This is a genomic window from Bradyrhizobium sp. UFLA05-125, from assembly GCF_059803515.1.
On sequence record NZ_JBANBJ010000039.1, the window covers coordinates 61,699 to 80,488 of the forward strand.

15 protein-coding genes, 1 tRNA gene and 2 pseudogenes are annotated in these 18,790 nt (G+C 57.3%); 7 read left to right on the top strand and 11 right to left on the bottom strand.

What is annotated here, in order from left to right; genetic code table 11:
* Positions 1 to 307: 307 nt before the first annotated feature.
* The gene (locus SO156_RS28145; protein ID WP_498537031.1) at positions 308 to 550 is read right to left on the bottom strand and encodes a hypothetical protein; all 243 of its coding nucleotides are present in this window, start codon (positions 548 to 550) and stop codon (positions 308 to 310) included.
* Between the two features lie 2,236 nt (positions 551 to 2,786).
* Between SO156_RS28145 and SO156_RS28150 the strand changes: the two genes are divergently transcribed.
* The 3 genes from SO156_RS28150 to SO156_RS28160 all read left to right on the top strand — a co-directional run bounded on the left by SO156_RS28150 (position 2,787) and on the right by SO156_RS28160 (position 4,436).
* Entirely contained in the window at positions 2,787 to 2,978 is a 192-nt protein-coding gene (locus SO156_RS28150; RefSeq protein ID WP_498537032.1) for a hypothetical protein, read from the top strand.
* A 554-nt stretch (positions 2,979 to 3,532) separates the two neighbouring features.
* Positions 3,533 to 3,709: a hypothetical protein gene (locus SO156_RS28155; RefSeq protein ID WP_498537033.1), complete on the top strand. Its 177-nt coding sequence runs from the start codon at positions 3,533 to 3,535 to the stop codon at positions 3,707 to 3,709.
* A gap of 544 nt (positions 3,710 to 4,253) precedes the next feature.
* Positions 4,254 to 4,436, top strand: coding sequence for a hypothetical protein (locus SO156_RS28160; protein WP_498537034.1), 183 nt, complete (start codon positions 4,254 to 4,256; stop codon positions 4,434 to 4,436).
* A gap of 555 nt (positions 4,437 to 4,991) precedes the next feature.
* Here SO156_RS28160 and SO156_RS28165 read toward each other — a convergent pair.
* Positions 4,992 to 5,195 carry a CsbD family protein gene (locus SO156_RS28165; RefSeq protein ID WP_498537035.1) on the bottom strand — a complete coding sequence of 68 codons (204 nt, stop codon included), beginning with the start codon at positions 5,193 to 5,195 and terminating at the stop codon, positions 4,992 to 4,994.
* An 85-nt stretch (positions 5,196 to 5,280) separates the two neighbouring features.
* On the opposite strand from SO156_RS28165, the gene SO156_RS28170 reads away from it, so the two are divergent.
* The gene (locus SO156_RS28170; protein WP_498537036.1) at positions 5,281 to 5,604 is read left to right on the top strand and encodes a hypothetical protein; all 324 of its coding nucleotides are present in this window, start codon (positions 5,281 to 5,283) and stop codon (positions 5,602 to 5,604) included.
* Positions 5,601 to 5,873, top strand: coding sequence for a hypothetical protein (locus SO156_RS28175; RefSeq protein WP_498537037.1), 273 nt, complete (start codon positions 5,601 to 5,603; stop codon positions 5,871 to 5,873). Before SO156_RS28170 ends, SO156_RS28175 begins: the two co-directional genes overlap by 4 nt.
* A 296-nt stretch (positions 5,874 to 6,169) precedes the next feature.
* Here the strand turns inward: SO156_RS28175 and SO156_RS28180 are convergent.
* Positions 6,170 to 6,406 (bottom strand): annotated as a pseudogene (locus tag SO156_RS28180) (hypothetical protein); the annotation flags it as partial.
* 438 nt (positions 6,407 to 6,844) lie between these two features.
* On the opposite strand from SO156_RS28180, the gene SO156_RS28185 reads away from it, so the two are divergent.
* On the top strand, positions 6,845 to 8,176 hold the full coding sequence (locus tag SO156_RS28185; RefSeq protein WP_498537038.1) for a tyrosine-type recombinase/integrase: 1,332 nt from the start codon (positions 6,845 to 6,847) through the stop codon (positions 8,174 to 8,176).
* Here SO156_RS28185 and SO156_RS28190 read toward each other — a convergent pair.
* Positions 8,173 to 8,424, bottom strand: a complete 252-nt coding sequence (locus SO156_RS28190) for a hypothetical protein (RefSeq protein WP_498537039.1) — start codon at positions 8,422 to 8,424, stop codon at positions 8,173 to 8,175. The genes SO156_RS28185 and SO156_RS28190 overlap by 4 nt on opposite strands.
* 310 nt (positions 8,425 to 8,734) lie before the next feature.
* On the opposite strand from SO156_RS28190, the gene SO156_RS28195 reads away from it, so the two are divergent.
* On the top strand, positions 8,735 to 8,872 hold the full coding sequence (locus SO156_RS28195) for a hypothetical protein (protein WP_498537040.1): 138 nt from the start codon (positions 8,735 to 8,737) through the stop codon (positions 8,870 to 8,872).
* A gap of 262 nt (positions 8,873 to 9,134) precedes the next feature.
* On the opposite strand, the gene SO156_RS28200 is transcribed toward SO156_RS28195, so the two are convergent.
* The 7 genes and pseudogenes from SO156_RS28200 to SO156_RS28230 all read right to left on the bottom strand — a co-directional run bounded on the left by SO156_RS28200 (position 9,135) and on the right by SO156_RS28230 (position 18,332).
* Positions 9,135 to 9,740, bottom strand: a complete 606-nt coding sequence (locus tag SO156_RS28200; RefSeq protein ID WP_498537041.1) for a Cap15 family cyclic dinucleotide receptor domain-containing protein — start codon at positions 9,738 to 9,740, stop codon at positions 9,135 to 9,137.
* Positions 9,741 to 9,775: 35 nt separating this feature from the next.
* Positions 9,776 to 10,141 carry a mCpol domain-containing protein gene (locus tag SO156_RS28205; RefSeq protein WP_498537042.1) on the bottom strand — a complete coding sequence of 122 codons (366 nt, stop codon included), beginning with the start codon at positions 10,139 to 10,141 and terminating at the stop codon, positions 9,776 to 9,778.
* A 250-nt stretch (positions 10,142 to 10,391) separates the two neighbouring features.
* Positions 10,392 to 14,675 (bottom strand): NACHT domain-containing antiphage protein EruA, encoded by a 4,284-nt coding sequence (gene eruA / locus SO156_RS28210; RefSeq protein WP_498537043.1) that lies wholly within the window; start codon positions 14,673 to 14,675, stop codon positions 10,392 to 10,394.
* A gap of 445 nt (positions 14,676 to 15,120) precedes the next feature.
* A pseudogene (locus SO156_RS28215) lies at positions 15,121 to 15,339 on the bottom strand (hypothetical protein); the annotation flags it as partial.
* 659 nt (positions 15,340 to 15,998) lie between these two features.
* A tRNA-Ser gene (locus SO156_RS28220) sits at positions 15,999 to 16,085 on the bottom strand.
* Positions 16,086 to 16,475: 390 nt separating this feature from the next.
* Positions 16,476 to 17,843 carry a tyrosine-type recombinase/integrase gene (locus SO156_RS28225; RefSeq protein WP_498537044.1) on the bottom strand — a complete coding sequence of 456 codons (1,368 nt, stop codon included), beginning with the start codon at positions 17,841 to 17,843 and terminating at the stop codon, positions 16,476 to 16,478.
* A gap of 246 nt (positions 17,844 to 18,089) precedes the next feature.
* Positions 18,090 to 18,332: a MerR family transcriptional regulator gene (locus SO156_RS28230; RefSeq protein WP_498537045.1), complete on the bottom strand. Its 243-nt coding sequence runs from the start codon at positions 18,330 to 18,332 to the stop codon at positions 18,090 to 18,092.
* Positions 18,333 to 18,790: the final 458 nt, after the last annotated feature.

The following is an 18,790-nucleotide window of genomic DNA, read 5'->3' on the forward strand; positions in this document are numbered from 1 at the left end:
CCGGCGGCTTCTAGGGCACCACGCCGCGACCGCCGCAGTGATGCAATAAACCACTGGGTGATATCCGTTAGGGTCGGTCCGGTTGGATTTGCTTCCAATGTTGGGCCTCGCTTCACCTCCAACCGCCTTGTCCGGTGGCAGGCCGCTCCGGAGTTGTCCGTCCAAAGGCCCTGCCAGCGGCTGGCGACGCTCTCTGTCGTTCGCAGGCGGTGAGCCTGAGGGCCCGTCGGCTCCTGAGGCCGGCAGGTTTCTTTTGGCGCGCCATGCGCCTGCCGAGTTGCGAAATCATTCAGCGCCCACGGAGGAGCTAGTTCAAGCGGATCTCATAGCGATGTTTTAGCCGGTCGCGCGTGGTCTCTGCGGCATATTGCACGCGGGCGATATCGCAGCCCTCCTGGGCCACCACGTGCAGCCTCCAGTTCATCCCCAGGCCGTCACTTTGCTTAAATTCGACTTCAACAGAGACGACCTTTTCGGTGCCGGGAAAACTGCGGACCTCCTGCAGCGCGATACGCTCAAGATCGTCCTTCGAAACCAGCAATCTCGACACCGTCACCTCCAGGCAAGAACTTTGGCGTTGAACCGCGCTCTTCCAACCGGGGCGATAGTCCCAATGTTCCTACGCCGCCAACCCACTTGATGATGACGATGCAAATTGAATTTAGGACCAGGAGATTCACCTATGAAATCGCCGGAACAAACGATATCGGGAAAAATCGGTAACTGAGGCAGGGTCGATCGCATTGTTTGGGGCACGCTCCAATGCCGTCTACCATCGAAACACTCGTTTCCGTCCACGTGCGTTTGAAGAACCGGCGAGCGCTGGAGGATATGAGAGAGCTTCGGCGCCAGTTGCAGCAGAGCCTCCAGTGCACAGCGAGCATCGATCCGCGCCATGCACTAAAATATGTTCATGATGATCTGCGAACGATCGAAGCGGGGCTGGAGCAGCTCCGGCCGCTACGGTACCCCTAAGGCAGTGAATATCGGGCCCGCCGGTTCACGCTGACGTACGCCATACACATGGCGTGAAGATAATATTTTCACGATGTTTTGCGAGTCAGGGAACAAGCGGCAAGGCCGCGTGTTCTCGACTCGCTCCGGCCGTCAATGTCCCCCTGTTGTCGCGCCGGAGCTAAGCCAAGGGCCCCGGCCGCCGCCAAACCGCTGGGGCCCTTTTTCGCGGGAAAACTCGGCACCGCCGCTCTGTCCAAAAGTGGACATAACAAAATGCCGAACCGGTCTAGGCTAGCTTCGGCTTGGTTCACCAATACACCAAGCAACCTCCAACGGCCCCGGCATTTAGGGTTGTGCTGGGGCCGTTTCTAAGTGCTTCGATCGGGTGCCTGATGATCAGAACACTGATTGGCGCTTCGATAGTCATTGGCAGCTTGGTAACCGCCGCCGAAGCGCAAAATTGCAGGCAATATCCGCCAGGACCTTTCCGCTTCCAGTGCAAAGCGGCGAGACATCCAGAAATCATCGGGAAAAAGGATATGTGCCGCGACGAGGCGCGTTGCTGAAGAGAGAAACGGCAAACGGGCCCGCGTCAGAACCACGCATGAGCGGCATCGACCGAGGCGTAGGTTTTTCTCGCGTTGTTCACTGCAAAATCGAAGATGCTGGACGACATCTCCAAAATCTGAGAGCTTCGCGCCGTTACAACTGAAGATTTTGGGGGGGATATGCTACACGTGCCTGCGGCTCTTTGCGCCGCTTTGATCCTATTTCCGGCTATTGCTTCTGCGGGTGATTTACCAGTGCCAAAGAAGGGGGCACCTGCGCATCCTACCAAACAGGCCCAGCCTGACCCTAGTCCCGGTCCGGAGGAAGGTTCACGGCCCGGCATTCGCACTGTCGGTACGTTTCCGACGTTCGATGCCCAGAATGAATACACCGTCACGCCGCCAGATGCGAAGCTCAACATCACGAAGCTCTACATCCCCAAGGGCGCGACGATAAAGGTAAGCTCCTGAGGTAAGATCGATCGACTGGTGGGTCGGAGAATTCGTGTTTGAGGAAAACGCGACAATCGACCTGTCGAGTAACGCGCCGAAGGCGGGACGTGGTGGGGACGGCGGACCACCACCTCCGCAGGCGCAATACTGCCAGCGGGGGGCGACGGGGCAGGGCGGTGGAGCAGGTGCAACAGGGGTGTCCGGTGTTACCTTGGCAATCAGCGACCTTCGCTCAGTGACTGTCAACGGCTCCTTGTGGATTCGCACCGATGGATCGCCGGGAGGGGACGGCGGAAATGGTGGACAAGGTCAGCAAGGTGGCGGCCACGATCACCGCGGTGTTTTTGGCCACTGCCGCGCCGCGAATGGTGGTGCTGGGGGGAGTGGGGGACAGGGGGGTGCCGGCGGCGCGACCAGTCCAATCACGCTGTCACTACACGGAAACATTCCGGTTCCTCATAACGGGATCAAAGCCGGATGCGCGACAGCTTGCACTGCCAGCACTCGACCGCCCGGTGCAACCGGCAACACCGGCGTGATCGCTATATGGGGCTCACCCGGATGCGGCGGCAACGGAGGTGGGGGCGGACCTGGTGGCATCGAAGGTGACCGCGGCGAGTCCAGTGGAGGGCCTGGCGGCTCTGGCGGATCTGCAGGATCGATTGGTGCTTGTAGCGGCGTCAAAACCTGGGGCGACCGTGTCGCACTAAAGCCAATCCTGTAAAGTGGGAAGTTCGACGAATGGCGCTTATCGGAGCCGCTTGGCAGAGCACGCAGCTCCACAGCGTTTCGTACGGCGGTACGGCAGATAGCGAGAGTGAGGGGATCATGAAACCCCTGTTCAAACTGCTGTTCTTCGCGTGTGGCTGGATCGGCCTGATGCTGAACCTGGTCTTCGTGGTCGTGTCCTTTTTGCGCGATGCTCCGATTGAGACCTCGGCAATCGAGACCGCGCTTGAATTGGTCTGGGTCGGCGGCGTCACGTTCTTCGGGCTCGGCGCCCTGGTCCTCGGCGAATAGGCGTAGGTCCGGCTGCTACCGGTCCCGACATGCACCGCCGACGCCTCGGGCGGTGAAACAGGAGTGCCCGTCGGTTCGCGCTGGCGGGCTCAATCTCAACTAACCAGTAGCCAAGTGATGCCAGCGACCATGACGTAGAAGCCCGTCGCCGCGATGAGGACGAAGGCTCGCTCGGTACTATCCATGGATTCCCCCTACGCTAAACCCTTGGCATTCCCAAGAGGAAGGCTACAGGGCCGACGAGCCGGATCAACTCGATTGTCAACCTCCTTTACGTGCAGGACTGTGGATATCGGGGAGAAAAGTGCACCGTCGGGTGGGGCAGGAACAAGTGGCAGCTTCGCGTGTTCTCGCCATGCTCCGGTCGGTAATCCCCCGTGCACCGAGCGGAGATGGCCCCAGCTCGCCGCCCAAACAGCTGGGGCCATTTTTTATTGTTCAAAAGTAGACAGATTGAATTGCCCCTGTGGCCCAGGCTGCTGGCCCTTGGTGCTCACGGGCTTGGCATTCAGAGTTGCGCCAAGGGTCGTTTTTCCGACCGGGGGAGCCAATCGATGTTTGAAGACACGTATTGGGCTGCGCGGGAAGTTGCTGCAAGGCTGGCGCGATTGGACGCAAGCACCGAACGTGAAAAAGGAATGCTGCGACGCTCTCAGCAACAGATCGAGCTCTCCTTGAAGCTTCCTGGGACCGAGCCCTTGATGCTCGGGCTTCATCCAAAGCAGCAATAAGGTCACCTCCGGTTGGCGGTCTCCTTCTTCACGAGCCGCAGATAAGAGCCGTTCTCGATCTCATTCGCAAACAGGCTGGGACAATTTGTGAATGGAGCGGCGGCGACTGAGTCTGCGTTTTACCCTGAATGTATGGAGGGTGAGCGCCTTGAAGAGTCCGATGCAAGACCCCGCTTATTGGAGACAGCGGCCGAAGAGACGCGCGCCAAAGCGAACCAGTTCGAGTACATCGATAAACGAGAGAAACAGCGTCTGCTAAGGATCGCAGAAGAATACGATAGGCTTGCTGATCGGGCAGCGGAGTGGAACCGAAACGCTGACTCACGCGACAGCGAAGAGTAAGGCCCATTTCGTTCTCAACGCGACAACCCCTGAATGTGTGTTCTGGTTGTAAAAGAACAGAACGTGCTCGCGTCCCAATTCAGTTTTGAACCAAAGCGACTTGGGCTGGTTTATCCTCATCACCGGCCGAGGCTCTGCCCGTAGGCGTCGGTGGCCGAGAGACCGAGAGCGCTCCCGCCTGCACAACAAGGGGAGCGCCACCATGCCGGGCAATGCTTACGTCAATCATGCTCACGTTCTGGCTTCCGAAATCGCGGCGCAAAATGCTGTGCTGCGCGAGATCGTGGCGCAGGCGTTAGATGTCCTGCGGGTATCACCACCTGACACCTTCCTAGGCCGCAAGACCCAAGAGCCATTTCCGGCGGCCGACCGTCCAAAGGGCTGACGGTAACTGCGTGGCTGATGCTCCGGTGATGCCTGTCGCTTCCCTGTGGATTGCGCGGGCAAGTCTATAGATTTGCACCTTTCAGTCGTGCCCACTCAAGCGAGGTGCTTCTCTGTGAGATGATCATTAGGAGATGCCGACGATGGCTCAGCTCGGCTCAGGTTTGGCCGCTATTGCCTTGGCACTTACCTTTTACTTTGCCGTAGCCGCTTGGCAGGCGACTGCAGAGGATCGCCGCGATGGAGCCGTGATGGTGTGGGAACCGGCCGAGGCTCTCACGCAACACTAATCGCAGAAATCACCTCGCCCATCATTTGTGAACCGTCAGAATATCTCATCGCGGCTACAGTCGCTGCGATGGGCACGCCGAAACCGATCATACCCATTGATGTCTTGCTTATAGTCGCGGTCAACGTGATCGTTGCGGTGGCGATTTACTACCTGATCGTACTCTGGGGTTTTCTTCAAGGCTAGGCGAAGAGCTAAGGTCAGGGAGATGCTCGCCATAAAAACGGACCCCGCAGATGCGGGGTTCTTCGAGTTGAACTGTCCATCTCACCACTTCTGACGGCCGTACCAGTCATTCACTTCCTTCTGCGCCTGATCCTTGGCATAGCCGTATCGTTGCTGCAACCGGCCTTCGAGTTGCTCCTGTTTGCCGGCGATCACATCAAGATCGTCGTCAGTGAGCTTGCCCCACTGCTCCTTCACCTTGCCCTTCATCTGCTTCCAGTTGCCTTCGACACGGTTCCAGTCCATCTCGATCCTCCTTGAGCGAATGAGATCGACCAACAGTGCGGCGGATGCTTTCGTTCCGAGACGGCAAAGGGTCACTGAGTCGCGGGTGAACGCCTGTGTTCAAAAGTGGACCAACCTGTCCCGACACGAACGCGCCGATCATATGCAAGACAGCAGTCGGCAGCTCGCGGCCTCTTTCCGCTCTCCAAGGCGGAACGCACTCAATACTCGCCCGTTGCTTCACGGTAAGCAGGAAGAGTCCGTGTGCGAGAAATGCGAAGAACTCGATGCGAAGATCAACCACTACCGTCTAATCGCGACGAGCGTAACCGATAAACTCGTGCTTGAAGGGGTCGAGCGACTCGTCAGGAGCATCGAAGCTGAAAAGCGTGAGCTTCATCCTCAAGGTGGCGAGGCCGATCAATCATGAAAATCCGATCTCACTCTAAAAGCCATGTTGTCGAGCTGGACGACGGCTCCGTTTGGCAGATATTCCCCGGCGATCTCAACAAGACGCTGGCCTGGAAGCCCGAGACCGATCTGCATCTCGAAAGGATCATTGGCGGGATAAGCACTCACGTTCTCGTCAGCGCGAGCGATCACAGCCGGGCTCGTGTCATTCTGGCCGGGGAAATCTGGCCGGTTGAGGAGGTAAAAGATGTTCTTCAGGATGAGGCAGAGGGAAAACAACGTTTGTAAGTGTTCAGGAATAGGATGTTGGCTTTCGCTCCGAGCGTTGAGGACTGGCCTCGATGCGCGAAAGTTTGGGCGCTCGAGACCATGTCCGGTATGACTGACGACAAGCGTCTGTATTGCCCCAGATGCCAATTGTGCGGCACTGTGCAGAGCACGGTCGAGCTTCGCCCCAGCACCAGCTATCTCACAATGCGATGCGCGATCTGTGGGCTCGTATACGATGCGCAGGTAGCTTGTCGGCCGGAGACTTCGGAGACCAATGGAAAATCAACCCGTCCGTGAATTGAGAACGCAGGCCATCACTCGCAATCATCGTCAGGTAGGTTGGCAGGCTCGGACAGGCTTCCCCGCCTCAAAGCTCGCGCTCCGGCTCGGGAAGGCGGCGGTGCCGGCACTTGCTGAGGCTCGAGCGCCGCGGCACGCTTCTTGATGTAGTCGAGGACGAACAGGCGTATCGCGGACGAAAGATTACCATGCAGGCGGTTGCGGTCGATGTCACGGACAAGCGCCAACAGCGTCATGTTGCGCAGGCTGCTACTTAGTTCTGCTCTTTCGTGCCGATAGCTGCCGAATGAGCTTTCAGCCAGAGGCCCAAAAAGTTCTACAATTTAACGGGTTTAAATGGTGGGCGCACAAGGGATCGAACCTTGGACCTCTCCCGTGTGAACCACAATCTGTAGATCCAGTCGGGCCGCACGTGGCCATAGTTATGCCGAAATAATTCGTTTTATTACAGTGCCTTATGGCCGTTTAAGCCTCAGTGAGCCATAAGCGGCCATACTGCATTTTGTGTGCCCCTGTTGTGCCCCCCTCAGATTTTTCCCTTGGGGCACAGAAATGAGGGAGGGTCCGAGCTACGTTCTCTCGGTCCTTCCTTTTTTTGGGCACACAGTAAAGCTTGGAGGGCCGGTTCTGATAGGGCGCGATTTTCCCCTCGCGGGGTACACCGGGGCACAAAAGGCGGGGAAAGAGTCATGCCAGAGCGGACCAACCAGCTAACACTCACCGATGCAGTGATCCGCAACGCCACGTTGCCGCTCGGCAAGACTCAGCATTATCTCCACGACGACAAGCTGCCCGGCCTCGCCTTGCGCATGCGCGCCACCGGCGGCCGGACCTGGGTCTACCTCTTCACCAAGCCGGGGGTGAGGGGGACCCAGCGTAAGACCCTCGGCCCGTGGCCGAAGTACAATGAGAAGGCGGCGCGCAAGGCTGCCACCATCGCCGCCGGCGAGGTGGTCAAGGGCACGGACCCCAACGATGCGAGACGCGAGGCGAGGCGGCAACAGGCAGCCGAGAAGCAACGCACCATCCTGGCGGACCTCATCGTCGAAGATGGTCCCTACCAGACGTCCTTGACCGGACGTCAGGTCGTCAACTGGAAGCCAGCCATGTCGGCATTGCGGCGCGGGCTCAAGCAGCAGGCCGAAATCGGCGTGGGCGACTTGACGCGGCGGCAAATCATGGCGGCAGTCGACCGCGTCGCCAAGACCGGCAAGCGCGGCGCGGCCAAGGACCTGCGCAAACACACCCACACGTTCCTCGAATGGTGCGTCGGCGAGGGCTATGTCGACCACAATGTGCTCGCCGGCTATCGCGAGCCCAAGGAAACTCGTGCGCAAAGAGTGGGACGCCGGACGAAGGGCCGCGCACTGAGCGATGAAGAAATCATCAAGGTTTGGCATGCGGCCGGCAAGCTCGGCACTTTTGGGCTCCTGACAAGGATGTGCTTGCTCGGCGGCGCGCGCCGGAGCGAGCCGACCATCATCGAGTGGCAAAAGCACATCATGGATGTCCGCGTCACGTTCGATGCGGCTTGGACCAAGATGGGCTTACACCACGATGTGCCGCGCACGCGCCTCGTTGACGAGGTGCTTGCGGCTGCGAAGCATTTTCAACGCGCAACGTCCGACTATGTTTTCCCATCACCAAAGACCGGCGGCCAGATGTCGGGCTTCACCAAGATGGTCAACCGGCTGGTCAAGGAGGCGGGTGTCGCCAGGTTCACCATGCATGACTTGAGGCGTAGTCTCCGCACTGTCATGTCACGCTGCGGCTACGACAACGAGATCCAGCGGCTGTGTGTCGGGCAAAAGCCTGGCGGAATCGATCAAGTCTACAATCACGACGAACAGTGGATCATTCGCAAGATGGCGTTTGAAGCAGCTCATGACTACATCGCGGAATTGGTAGGCGCGATCAGGGTCGGCGGGGCCGTGCGCCTACAGCGAACGAATCCGCTCGATCCGATCAAGGCCGAACTACTCGGCCGGCTTCGCGAACACTATGCAGCCGAAGCGGCTTAGCGGTTTTGTCTGGCCAAATAGTTACGCACCGCATCGACACGATAGAGCGGGCGGCCGTCGACGTAGCGCCATTTCAGCGCGTGATTCGGATTGCGCCGCCACTGCTCCAGCGCTCCGGGTGTGCGCCGGATGACCGCAGCCGCCTCTAATGCCGTCAAATTAGAGCTGCCCGGGAGCGTATCGATATCGAAGGTCGCGGGCGGCGGCATGCCACGGTTCTTGCGATGGCGCTTCGTGGCGTGCGGCATTTTCCGACTACCCGGCGAACTGCTGTCTTCGCCACCAGCAAGAAAGGAAGTTTCGCCGGTCCAAAAGAGATCTGGGATACCCGTTCGGTTACTGAGTGGCCTGGCGCAGAAATGGGATGAGCCATGACCTCGGCAAAGTAGCCAGTCCACCGGTGACGAGTATCATTATACCGTTAACGTAAGAAGGGTCCCGACCAACTCGAGGCAATGAAAGAGGCGAGGGATTCCCGGAACTGTTGGCATGAACGTATAGGAAACAGGCAAAGTTTCTACCGAGCGGCGAGTCGCTTGCGCCCGCAAGGAGCCTGAAATGATGGAGACGGAAGAGCCCAAGGTGTGCCGCATCCTCGGCCTCGATGGCGGGGGTGCGAAGGGCTTCTACACACTGGGGGTCTGCGAGAGATCGAAGGGATGCTGGGCTGCCGGCTCCACGAGCGGTTCGATCTGATCTTCGGGACAAGCACGAGCGCGATCATCGCGTCGCTATTGGCGCTTGGGAAAGCACTCAGCTATGTCGCTGTGAGGACAGTTTACGGTACCGCCGTGGGTCGCAGACGGCGAATGACCTCGACGCTTATATTGCGCGGCGCTTCGTTAACTGTGTCCCGCTCAGCCTCGACCCGTAGGGCCGCACGGTCGCGACCTGTTCAGTCTCTAGCGCGTCGACTAGCAGCGGTCGATTCTGCGGTGATCGCGCCCTAAATGCGGGACTAGTAGAAGGAGACGTCGATCGACGGGTCACTGCCTGTTTGACGTAGTTCAATGGTGCCAGCGGTGTCACGATCTGTGTAGTATTGGCCTGACAGGGCCAACGAGCACTCGGTACCATTTGGAAGATTGCGCAGATCGAACTTCGTCGTACCGTTGTAGGGCGGCCATCTAAGTTCCTTCGGCTCGGCTCGGTAAACGTAGTAGATCTTGTACTGTCCTGCCTCAATTATGGTGGATGCGGCGAGAGTTATGGATTTCATCCTCTCACCGTGCATGTCGATTTGCGTACCTAATAGGGATTGCCGAACTACCGCCCGAACCTGCAGCGGCTCGCCCACCCCAGGCTTTATGGTACCGGTCCACGTGCCATTCAGATCGTAGAAAGTAGCTGCGTTCCATTTGCAGAGGATCTTCCAAGCGCGCCGATAACAAGTAGGCGATAAAAGCGCTGAGATCAGCACCGCCGTAACGATCGAAGCAATAAAGATCACTCGGTAGACCGGGAAATCGGGAAAAACAAAATACTGAACTAGGTAGTAAACTAGCGTGCTGATGACGACAGTCGTGACCACCACTCCCCGAACAAAAGAATCGAACTTGATCAAGTGAAGCACAATCGCCCCCGGCTGGTCCGCGTGAGTTATCGCGCGATGTCGTCATAATGAGACAATCGATTTTTTCCTGAGCACTTGGCATTTAGCAGCGCAACGTATGCCTCGTGGAGACTGCCGCCTGCTCCCGCCGAAAATGTGAAATCGCGCGGGGCCAAATGTTTGATGCTCTCGAACAACTCGATCAGATTCATCTCAGTTGAAGCGGTTGCAGCTGCCACACCATCGGCTGCGCAGAAAATGATACGGAAGCCGCGGTTGCTCAGAAATTCAGAGATGCTCCTTGCGGCGCTTTCTAGATCCAGACTAATCCGGCGGAGCTTCACTTCATCATTGTTGATGTAGCAAGCGGCAATCTTTCTCCCCGAATCATCTCCATCAATCGCGATGTACATTTACCAAGGTCCTTGTGGGTGAGCGCCTCAATCTCCTGCAGCGCTCCTAAGATATAAAATCCTTTTGCGCCACCGCCATCTAGGCAGAGGACGCGAAAATACCTTTGTGCTCTGGAGTGTTGCTGTTCACCACTGCCCAAATAAAAATGCGAGTTATCTACTAGAAGCAGGACGTGGTTTTCGTGCATAGGCAAACATGTCAAGGCAAATGACTGCGCGAAGGCGGACCCTTGTGAGTAGAAGCTCGCGGCTAGCGACGCGACTTTGTAGTTTTGTTCACCTTCCTGGCTTTCGATCGTTTGACGACACTCTTTTTTGCGCGCTTGACGCTCGTCTTTGAGCGCTTGACGGCGAGCTCTTTGGCGCGCTTGACGCCAGTCTTTGTTCCCTTCTTAGCCGGAGTTTTACCAAAGGGTTTGGAGATCGCCATCTTCGCGCGGCGCGCCGAAGGTTTCGCTGTAACTTTACCCACGGCCCTTGTGCGGGTCTTTGTGGTCGCTGCTGACTTTGCGCGAGTCGTGTTGGCAGTTTTCGTTGCCTTATGTTTCTTCTTCTTGGCGGTCTTCGCACGCGATACATCGAGCACATAGACATCAATCTTGCCGGCGAGTTCAGCGGGCATTCTCTTGATGATTTCCTCACGCAGCAGGGCCGGAGAAGTTATCGAAGGGGCTTTCCGCCCGGCGATTCTTTCATTGACGCCGAACCATAGGACCAGGTACACGCCCTGATTTGCCGCCCCCGGGTATATGGTGTAACGCCCCGCAAGCTGAATCGAAGCAGCAGTGTAGAGTTCAGGATTCCATTGACCCTTTAGTTCGGTCACAAGAATGACTTGAGATTTGTCGATTACGGCAGAGGCTGTAAAGTCACAGCGCTTCGCGTCAGCCATCTGGTGCTCGACGACAACGCCGAGGTTGAGCGCGCGGAAATGATCCTGAAGCCTATCAACGATCCGGTCTCGTGCTCTATTTTCGTTGACGCGCTTGTCGCCCGAATAAAACACCTCGACAGGATTTGTTGCGTCTCCCCTTAGCCGGTGCTGAAATTCATCCAGAAGTTCGATCAGTAGGGCCCGCATGTCCTCTACGGACGCAATCTTACTGTCGTCGAGAAGTTGTGAGACGTCGGTGGGCGTTGGAGCGCGAAAATCGGATAGCGCTTGCTGCCTGACCGCTTCCGCGCGTTGGCTTCTAACCGAGCTCCAGAAGTCAGAAAACCTGGAATCTGACAATATTCGATCAAACACCGGGATAGAGTTCGAAGGATCGTCTCTTCCGATGCTGAAAACGACGTCGGTCAGGAATCTGTAAGCGGTTTCTCCTGGCGGGTCGCCGCTGCCCCAACTGTTTGGCAAGGACACTTTTGGCCACACTGAAACGAACGCATCGAGGACACGATAAACCTGCTCTGCATTGAGTTGGGGCCATCCCTGTGAGTCATGCCGGCCAAGCCTGCCCGAATAGTGCTTGATCTCAAGTATCGCCCTTGGATCGGCGCTGAACTCCGCCCAACTTGCGTCGGAAGTAGGCAGTATGAAAAAGAAATGGCGCAGCAGCCAGAATTTCCGGCGGATTAAATCAATATCCGAGGGGTCTATAGGGTCATTGCAGCGCGTCTCAATCAGAGCATTGAGCTGAGCCCTGTCCGCGTGAGTTGCGGCGATGCCGAATAGCGTTTCCCGCGAATGCCACGGCATAGCCGGATAGCGTGTGAGCCAATCGATGGAGATCGCGCCTTTCACGTTCGCGAAGGTTTCATGGTGATCGAGCATGTAGACGTTGGTTGCGGCATCTCCCGAGCGAGTCAGTTGAGGCTCGATAAGACGAGTTATGAACTCGATCTTGTCGGCGTCGGATGAGAAGATTACGCCGTCTATGGTTCGTTCGAAGCGTTCAGCTTCGCCTTCCTGGTATCCTGATCCTCCGATGCCTCCGGCTTTTGCGGCGCGAAGCATATCAAGGGGAATGCCGGCTAGTGTTCCAGTCTTACGAAAGGTCGCAAGGCAAGCTGCTTCAAGGACTATTGAAACGTTGGTGCTACCTCGCTCCGCTATAAATTCGATTGAGGGAATCTCAGGAGCAATGAAGCTAAAGCAGTTGAGCAGGGCGGTTTCGATGAGCTGTTCATCATTGATAACCAGATCATCCTCTTGTGCACCGTGAAGATAGCGTTGGGCCAAAGCAATCAACCAGCCCCAGTGTTGTCCCGCTTCGATCAGGGCGCGGTTAGCCTCAAAATTGGCGAGCAGACTAGCTTTGCGCTCAGCCTCCATACGTTTGTAATGCCTGCGCGAGTGCCCAAATCTGACATGATCCCTTCGAATGAGCTCGCGACTAGCTCGATGGACTTTGGTCCAAATCCGCAACAGGCCGGGTGACGTACGAGCCTGAGCTCTCATCCGAGCTCTGGTTGGATTGGGGCCTCTTGCTGAACTATCGTAGAGGCTGTGAGAGACGATCAGATGCTGCCAAAGCACGTGATTTCCGACGGCAAGTGCATGGTCTACGAGCGCGTCATGATCGCCTTCACGAAAGACCAATCCGGAATGGGTTGAGTTCATAAAAAAATTGACGCGAGTGTCGAGGATTTGGTCCGGATCGGTTAATCCGCCTATCATTGAGATCTGTATTGCCCGGCGAAGGCCAGCGTTCTGCGACATCGCGTCGACGGATTTGCTTTGGTTAGGACTTCTATGGTTTCCAAACACAAGACGTTCAGTCCACCGCCTGATTTGACGTGGATCGTGCGGGCCGACCATAAGCTCGAAGTAATGGTCAAGAAGGCGGCCGGCAATCCTGCTGCCACCTCTGCGGCAAGTGCAGCGATGTGGTTTGGTTTTTCCACAGGTGCACACGATGTTGGTTGTGATGCCGTCGAGCAGATATCGCGTGTCGTTAAGGCTGAAGGTCGATATGACCTGACGGATGAAATATCTGGACCCTAACCTATGCTCGCGTAACCGGCCTTCGGGATAGAGCGTCGCAAGCGCTCTGACGAACGCGAGGGCGCGAGATTGGCCTATGCGCGAAATCCCCTCGCCTCGGAGAATCTCCGATGCAACATCAAGCGAGTCGCGAGTCGCCTGCGTGACCAGTGCGGTGAAGTCGTTGACCAGGCCGCTTTTCGAGATCGCTGCGATGTTTTGATATGCCCGGCCTCGGTCATGCTCCTCGGCCTGGGGGTCTAGAAGGATGGTTCGAAACTCCGGCTCAAGACCTCTACCTGCTTCTGTGTCGTAAAGGAGTTCGAGCATCAATCCGCGCAAATCCGACTTGGAATTGGCTCCGGAAAGGAGCGGGCGGATATGCGCAATCATGTCCGCCGTAAAGAAACCTGCGACGTTGAACTTCCTCCACGAATCCATGCGTCGGAAAAATGGATCGTTTTCAGCTAGCGATTTTAGTCCGTTAAGCAGCAACGGTTTGACCGATGAATGAAGCTGCGATGCATCGCCGTTGGCAAACACTGCATATGGGTCAAGCTTGACAGCTGTGTCCTGCGTTTTGCGGTTGCCCAGCGAGGCCATCCATCCCAAAAGGCCCCGCAGTTCGTTGCGTACGGTGAAATTCGGGGCGACAACCGCAAGGCACCTCCTTAAAGAAAAGGTATTAGTAGTGTCTTCGACACGCTTGATCAGGTAATCGGCCGCACAATATTCGGCGACGATCCGATGGACGGGATCGTGCCGATTTATCGTGTCGGTCGGTCTAAAGAGGCGCGTGTTCAGAGCAAAGTCAGCGATTTGGGCATTTGACGCGATGCTACGGAGATAGGGATAGGCGTAGCCCTCAATTTCTTCGTTAGCTGAAACGCCCAAAGCGCCAGAAAGAAGCAGTTTGGCGAAGATTTCGCTGGCTGCGGCAACGATGGCGTCGATATCCGGACGGGCCGTCGCTCCCGGAGCGTTCGTTCGTTCGCTGGCAAGCCTGCGCACCGCATCTGCGTAAATCTGTTTCTTTGACGAGAAGCGCCGCCCGCCCTGCACGTAAGCGTCGGCGAATAGCTTGAGAAATTGCGGATTGCCTAGGATGGGCGTGAGCTCGAAACGGGTCGCCTCGGTTCGGAACGCCTTGAAGTCTTCGGAAGGTAGATAGTTTGCGAACAACTGTCGTTGTTCGTCGTCATCGAATGGTTCGAGGCGCAAAATGGTTGGCTCAACGCCGAAACAATCGCGAACCGCCGTCGTCCGCGCCTGATCCCAAACATATGAACGGCTTGCAAGAATGACAGTTGTCGCCGTCGCCGCGCGCGCTTTTACAATGATCTCGTTGACTTTCTCCTCGCCGATCCGCGCCACTTCGTCGAGCGCATCGATCACAAGCACGCTCTTTGTAGAGGGAACTTCGTGAACAAACTGACTTGCGGGCTGACGGGGAATGTCATAGCTCTTGCTTAGAAAGTCGAGCAAGTGCGACTTTCCAGCGCCAGGCTCGGCAAGAACGACGAATATCCCGCTCTGTCCGACCAGCTCGCTGTCCATTACGAGCTTATCTCCGCGGTGCAGCTTTCTTTGAATGTAGAATTCCAGCATGGAGAAGCTATGAGAAAAAGAAAAATAGTCAGCCAGGAATTATGCTCGCAAGGCGCGATTCGTTCAACGGCCTGATCGAGGAGCTCAGGGCCTTCGAAGCCTGAGTTCACGAAAGAGGAGGAGCAGCAGAGGATCAGGAGAAAGAACTGGATACGGCCGCCGCCGCAGCCGCGCCCATTCTTCCCCAGGACAGCCCCCCGGGCGATCCCATAAAGCGGTTCAAAAAGGAAGCGTTTCCGCCCTCGGGACACCTGGGACTGAAAGAATCAGATACTATGACCGCAGCCGACCTTGTGCGCCACGCGGACGAAGGTCAGTAGAGCCTTCCTTTAGGCGTCGATCCCTTTCTTCGGTTTCTTCTCGAGCGAACCGTCTGGATTGCGCGGCACGTTCGCGTCCGCGATCTTGTCGATCATCCGCGCAGCGAGCCGATATCTTTAGCCTAAATCAGCGCGAGGGGAATGTTCGGCTTGAAATAGAGAATATAGTCTGCACGCTTGGCCCGGCCGCGACTGACCAGTTTGCCTGCACAATGATACTGCCCTTGGTGAAACTAACCTCCTCGCGGATCTGCAGCATCTCATCCCACCCCAGCCCGCGCTGCGGAGGGCTGGCGTGATGAACTTAGTGCAAATGTCGCGTTCGCTAGGCCCCGCTTATCCATTCCCCTCGCGTATCCCTCTACGTGCGAGAAGCTGCTCTATAATCACCGATTGTAGCTGCAAATTCGATTGACATCCAGCGCTGCGCCCGCCTCCGCTACGCTTGGGTGTTCCCGAGCACATAGCCACCACGCGAGCACAAATGGCTTACCATGACAATCTCGACGGCAACTGCACTCAGAGAGGGCCTCACCCACCTTGAGGGGAAGGATCCAACATGGCCACATCCCGAAGCGTTTATTTTCCGTAGAGATCCGAACCGATCACAGGACGCGGTACAAAAGTCGCGGAGAAAAATCCGTTCTCTTGGCCCATGCCAGAACTACTTGGACGGACGGCTGGCTTCTCCTGTGCGAAAAGTTAGGAGGCAAACCGGATCTCGGTGCCCAATTGCCCCAGCAAATTGGGCTTGCCTTCCGCGAGCGCGGAATTCGAACTCTCAGTGCCGTTCGCTGAGACGGGCTCAGGTAAATCCAAAACCGCTCAGTTCATTGAGCACGAAACTATTAGGCAATGGACGAAGGAAATCAGCAAGGATTCGACTGGGTGGAGGACGCGAGGGAGGTGTATGCTGGGTGCTCCACCTACACATGGTGGCGTTATCCAGAGTGCGAAAAGAGCCCTATTTTGCCGGGGCTTCCCGAAATCCACAGACAGGCGGCGGAGAGGAAGGGATTCGAACCCCCGATAGGCTTGCACCTATGCCGCATTTCGAGTGCAGTGCATTCAACCACTCTGCCATCTCTCCTGAAGGCGACAAATCGAGGTGGCCCGCGCCCGTGTTCTAGGCGAGGATGGCGGGCCGGACAAGGCGGGCGGGGCGCCTCGTGGATAATGCGCGCAGGAAAGATGCTGATGCTCACTGCGTTCGGGACGCAGGATCAAATCGCAACTTCGACTGAACGTCGGTATCGGTGGTTGCGCCTCCCCGCAACCAAGCTGGCTCTTTATTCCCCACCGCGACTTTCCTTCCTTCGGCAGACTTCGCTACCCGTGACACCGCTTCGAATGGTGGCGTCGTCGAAATGTTGAGATCCGCTAAGAATCGATCCGCTTTCAGCACGTGAGCACCAGCTTCGATGACCCACATAAGCCTGCCTCGGATTGAATTGGGCAACCTAGCCTGATGATAGGTGACTCAATGCTGTGCGCCGCCCTTGATCGGCATAACCTTCTTGGGATCGAGCCAGTGGTCGATCCGATCAGCCCAATGCTGCATCAGCTTTGTGCGCGAACCGATCAGCGCGAGCGGTCCGTGCTTCTTGTAGAGACCTTCCACGGTAGAGTTATCGAGATGCGCGAGCTGCAGCTCGACGACATCGCCATCCCATGCCTTGGCGTCCTTGATCTCTTCGTGGTGAGACAGGGTCGAGAAGGTGGTCCGGAATCCGTGGGCACAATGATCAGTCTTGGTGTCAATGCCAAGCAGCCGCAAGCGCTTGTTGAGCGTGTTGTTTGATAGCGGCGCGTCCTTCGAGCAGGAAAACGCGTACCGGCGATGGCCGGTCAGCTTCTGAACGCTGCGCAGGATTGCGAGTGCATGACCTGACAAAGGCACGACATGGTCCCAGCCGGTCTTCATTTTTGCGGCTGGAATAGTCCAGCGTTCGGTATCCCAATCGACCTCGCTCCACTCCATTTCATTGACCGTGCCGGGGCGGGGAATAGTCAGCCCATCGAAGCGCAAGGCAAGACCAACAACGTCACCAAACCTCGCTCTCGTCCACGGTGCGCTGATGAGCCTGAAGACGCGCGTCACGTCACGTGGTTCAGTGACGCCGGGACGCGGCGTCGAAATGTTGGCAATCATCTGCCCATTCAGGTTGCGGAATGGATTATAGCCGTCGCCTTCGACATCGGCATAGTCGCAGATTTGCTCACCGATGCTGCGCACGCGGTCGCGCGTTTCCAGCTTTCCCTCGCCTTCGTATGAACGCATGAAAGCGAGCACGTCCGGACGCTTGATATGCTGCCTGCACAGCTTGCCGAAGCGGTCCTTGAGGTAGCCGACGCGCAGCTCAAGCACCTCGATCGTCTTGGGGTCGCGCACCGCGACGATCCTGCCGCGTTTGACTTTCTCCACCTTCTTCTTTGCGAGCCACTCGTCGGCCCATTGCTCGAAAGGACGGGCTGCCGCCTGCCTGTGCTTGTCGAGCTGCTTCTCGGTGCTCGGGTCTTTGCCTTCCTTGAGCAGGTGTTTGGCCTTGTCGCGCTCGCGCCGCGCGTCTGCGAGCGAGAAGGTGCCGTCCTTGCCGTTGCCGTAAGGGCCGATCGAGTAGGTTTTCTGACGGCTGTGGAAGCGGTAGCCCATCCGCCAGAGCTTGGAGGCAGCGTGCCGGGCCTGCTCTCGTCGGGTGTGACGAAGAGATAGAGGCCGCCGCCGGTCACGTCGGAAATTGGCGGGGCTCCACGCGCCATTGTCGAATCGCGGTTGGGCGGCGCGGCAGTCGACGTCGGTTCTGATCTGCTTGGGGTTGGCGCACGCGCCAGCGTTCTTGCGGGCCATCTGCCCAATTCCCTCGTTCGGAATAGCGAAAGTCACCGTGAACGTTTGTTCTCCCGATACCAACACGATACCAACAAAAATACCAACAAATCGGGCGGCTGGGATCGGATGAGAACAAACGGTGTCGAACACCGGGTACGCGGAAATGCCTATTTTTCAAGGGTTTCCGAGCACTGCACGGACGATTGCGGATGCTTTCGAACTGGTTTGAACAGCCTAGTTGGTGCCCCTGCGCAGATCGGCGGCCTAGCTTACTCTCGTTTCTACCCTTGGCAGCGAAGCGTGATATTCATCCACGCTGTCGAGATCGATCATGGTCTTGCCGCCCATCTTGTAGGCCCTGATCCTGTCATGGGCGATCAGCTCATAAGCCTTGGTCCTTCCGAATTTGCCATAGCGGCAACCGTCCTTGAACTCGACGAGCCGGCGCCGCTTGTTGCTATCATTGTCAACCATGGTTCCTGCATGCGCTTCGATGATCTCTGCCACGACCGGATCAAGCCCCGCTGAGCGAGATGGGCATTTCCACGGCGTGACCTGCGCTTAGCCCAATTCCAAGGGTGCGTTGATCGATATCGCCTATAGTGCCAAACAGAAGGCTTTCTGATGCCGCCGCAAACTGTTGCGCGCTGTATCGTGCAAATCGGACGGGCGCGGAAGCGCTGTTTGGAAGCTCGTAGCCTGCCGTCCACGTGCTCACTTAGCCCCGTTGGGCAACTTCCGGTGTGCGGGAGGATCCGGAGGGCGGGCATCGGTTCGAGATCCAACTACTCGGACTATCTGGAGCGAACCGCACGGGACTGAGCGCGTTTCGCGCATTAGCCGGGTTGTATGCGCGAACTGAGGCCGCTTCGGGCTGAGACGGCTTGGGGCCTGACGGAAAATACCGGAACGCCTCACCGCTGCTGGATTGGGCGGAAATCTGGCTAATCGGGGCTGATTTGCGG